Source organism: Polaromonas sp. UBA4122 (assembly GCA_002381615.1).
Classification (GTDB): domain Bacteria; phylum Pseudomonadota; class Gammaproteobacteria; order Burkholderiales; family Burkholderiaceae_C; genus Polaromonas.
In genome coordinates, this window is the sequence record DFWY01000023.1 from 5,569 (window position 1) to 9,075 (window position 3,507).

Genomic DNA, 3,507 nt, shown 5'->3' on the forward strand with positions numbered 1-3,507 from the left:
TGCGGCGCAACGCGCCCCGCATGTCACGCGGGCCGGCGACGCTGCCCGGTAGCAATGCGCCACCGCGTGGCAGATGAAAGGCTGGCCGGCTCATGGTGCACTGCCCCCGTCCTGCGAGGACTGCGAGGCGACGATTTCGGCGTAGGCTGGGCAGGTGTGCAGCAGGTCTTCGTGACGGCCGTTGCCGACGACGTGGCCCTGGTCCAGCACGACGATGCGATCGGCCTGCCGCAGGCTGGCCACGCGTTGGCTGACGACAACGGTGGCACCCTCGCGCCGCTCGGCCTTCAGGGCCGCACGCAGTCGGGCGTCGGTGGCGGCGTCCAGTGCCGAGAAGCTGTCATCCAACAGCAGCACCGCTGGTTGGCGCACCAGGGCGCGCGCAATGGCCAGGCGCTGGCGTTGGCCGCCCGAGAAATTGCCGCCGCCCTGGGCCACCAAGGTATCCAAGCGGCCAGGCAGCGCGGCCACGAAGTCGCGCGCCTGGGCGACTTCCAGCGCGTGCCAGAGATCGGTCTCGCTGACGTCTTCGCGTCCGTAGCGCAGATTGGTGCCGATCGTGCCCATGAACAGGAAGGACGCTTGCGGCACGATGGCCACCGCGGCCCACAGCGCTTCCTGATCGAGATGGCGCAGGTCCACCCCGCCCAGCGTGATACGCCCGCCGCTGGGGTCGTGCAGGCGAATGGCCAGGCCCAGCAGCGTGGACTTGCCGGAGCCGGTGGCACCGATCACGCCCAGCAGTTCGCCAGGCCCGACCTCCAGGTCGATGTCGCGCAGCACCGGAGCCTGCGCGCCCGGAAAGCCGAAACTCACGTCGTCGAAGCGCAACCGGGCCAGCAGTTGCGGCGAGGTTGGCAGTGCCAGCGGCCGGATGGCGGGAAGAACGCTGGTGGGTGTGTCCAGCACCTCGGCAATGCGGCGCGCGCTGACGGCCGCGCGTGGCGCCATCAGGAACAGCATCGCGGCCATCATCACCGCGATCAGAATCTGCGCGTTGTAGGCCAGGAAGGCGACCACCGTGCCGACAGACAGCGTGCCAGCGTGGATGCGCTCCGCGGCGGCCCACACCACCGCCACGCCGGTCAGGTGCAGCACAGCCATCACGGCCGGCATGTTCAACGCCATCAAGCGGCCGGCGCGCAGCGCCGTGCCAGTGAGCTCGTCGTTGGCGCCCGCAAAGCGCGAGCGCTCGGCGTCGTCACGCACGAAGGCGCGGATCACACGCAGGCCGCTGATCTGCTCGCGCAGGATGCCGTTGACGCGGTCAAGTTGGGCCTGCATGCGGCCGAACAGAGGCATTGCGCGTGCCATGAGCGAAGCTACCACCAGCGCCAGCACGGGCACGGCCACCAGTAACAGGCCAGACAAGCGAACATCCTGCCGCATGGCCATGGCCACACCGCCTAGGCCCATCAGCGGCGCCAGTATGATCACCGTCAGGACCATGGCCAGCAAGGTCTGCAGTTGCAGCACGTCATTGGTACAACGAGTGATCAACGAAGGAACGCCCAAGCGCTGAACCTCGGCCAGCGAGAACGAGTGCACGTGGGCGAACAGCGCGCCGCGAAGGTCGCGCCCGGCATCCATCGCGATGCGTGCGCCCAGCGCCAGTGCGACTAGCGACAAGCCCAGTTGCATCAGTGCTGCCAGCAGCATCCAGCCCCCCAATTGCCCCATCAAGCGCGTGTCGTGCAGGGCGACACCTTGGTCAATGAGTTCGGCACTGAGGCGTGGCAACAGCAGGGAAGCCAGCGTCTGCCCACACTGGCAGGCCAGTACCAACGCAAGGCGCCAGCGGTACGGTCGCAGCATGCTCAACCAGCGGAGAATTCCTTGCATCCCTCATCATTACATATGACCGAGCACGCCGAGGCAGACCGAGAGACGCGCTGGACAAATCCGGAGCATGAATGCACCGATCAGATCTGGGGCAGGTTCGAGCTCGCCGCAAAAGTCCACGACCGTCGGTTGACCGGGCTCCAAAATTATGAAATTGGACTCCCAGGAAGCTGGCGTTCGTCACAGTCGGTTCCCGCTGCCTATGCACAGATCCAAACTATGCACAGTGAACCGGACCCCGCGCATGCGCGACCATTAGGCCGGAAGGATCAGGAGTGCGCAGCGAGCTGTGCATAGTTTCAATCTCGGACGGCCGACGCAGTGCCACCCTTTGGGTAGCAGCGGAAAGCTGCTCATTGGGGGGGTTCCGATTTGGGTTCCATACAGTTGAAGCTAGTCGGCACCGACGACTCCGAATTTACTGGTTGGACTATGTAGAGTTTTTTCCGTCGAGCAGTTCTGTAAGGCCCTGAATACGCCAGCCTTGTGATTTTCAACAACTCACTGTGCATAGTTTCAAACTCTGCATAGGCAGCGCAATGTAAATCTATACATAGCGCTGCATTGCCGAAGAACATACCGCTCCATTGCAGACCTTCAATCTGAATGTCGGCTTCGGAGAAAGTTGACCGTCGGCACCAGACACAACCCAGTCATACAACTTTCCGGTCAGCCTTCTCCACACCGGTCACTGAACACACGGTGTCTAGGTCGGCAATCTATTAGACGACGTCTCGGGGCCCAGCTTGGCGTTTGCGACCACTCAGCATCGCCAATATCAAATTTTCTCGATGATGAAGACTCGCCATCACTACCCCGCCAACGTGAAAAAAGACCAATGCTGAAACACTGTCAGCTAGAAATCTGTGTACCTTTTGTACCCACAGTACGCCCCAGTATGCGTCAGTAGTCAGCATCCAGCCTGAGATGGATGTGGCAGCCACTGCTAAGAGCAGGGCAACGATCATGGCACCGCCTGCAGGATTATGTCCGAGGTAGCGAGCCTCGCGGTGTGAGAATATGGCCCTCAGATAACCGATGACGATTCCCGGTGAGCATACGAATTGGGAGAAACGGGCGTATTTCGACCCGATGACACCCCAGATCAAGCGGCAAATCACGAGACCGCCAGAAATATATCCAACTGTCGTATGCAATGTATCGGCATTGTCCGAACTAAGCCAAGCAATACCGATACAGAGCGCTATGCTCCAATGGAACACACGCACAAAAACATCCCATACACGGATCGTTTTCACTTCCATGTTACGAGTGTCATTGATTTCAGATCTTACTTTTCACCAGCTTCGGCGTTGGCAACCTGTTTGAGTGTCTTGGCGTTGAAAGCTTGGTTCTGGCGCTTTCCGCTCTTGTCTGTGGCATACACTTCATAGCAGCCGCCTTCAGTCTTGATCTGCCGAACTTTCATACCCTCAGCGGAGAGTTTGGATTCAAGTTTGGTTTTTGGTTGCCACTGTGACGCGGGAGCTGAGCTGCATCCCGTAGCAGCGAAAGCCGAACCAGCGCTAACGCAGGAAACAGCCAAACCCAATGTAATGGTCAAAATAGAAAGCTTCATGAATGGTCTCCAGTTGAGTTGATGTGTGAACTTTACCTAGTTGACCTTAAGTCAATCTTAAGGAGAATGGCACTTACTTTGGCTCC

General features: G+C 60.3%; 3 protein-coding genes. All 3 read right to left on the reverse strand.

Going from position 1 to position 3,507, the window contains the following annotated elements; translation table 11 throughout:
- Positions 1 to 90 precede the first annotated feature (90 nt).
- Complete coding sequence (locus tag B3F77_RS03125; protein ID WP_293603541.1) at positions 91 to 1,842, reverse strand: ABC transporter ATP-binding protein; 1,752 nt, start codon at positions 1,840 to 1,842, stop codon at positions 91 to 93.
- Between the two features lie 722 nt (positions 1,843 to 2,564).
- Positions 2,565 to 3,107 (reverse strand): cytochrome b/b6 domain-containing protein, encoded by a 543-nt coding sequence (locus B3F77_RS03130; protein WP_293603542.1) that lies wholly within the window; start codon positions 3,105 to 3,107, stop codon positions 2,565 to 2,567.
- Positions 3,108 to 3,133: 26 nt separating this feature from the next.
- The gene (locus B3F77_RS03135) at positions 3,134 to 3,421 is read right to left on the reverse strand and encodes a PepSY domain-containing protein (RefSeq protein WP_293603543.1); all 288 of its coding nucleotides are present in this window, start codon (positions 3,419 to 3,421) and stop codon (positions 3,134 to 3,136) included.
- Positions 3,422 to 3,507: the final 86 nt, after the last annotated feature.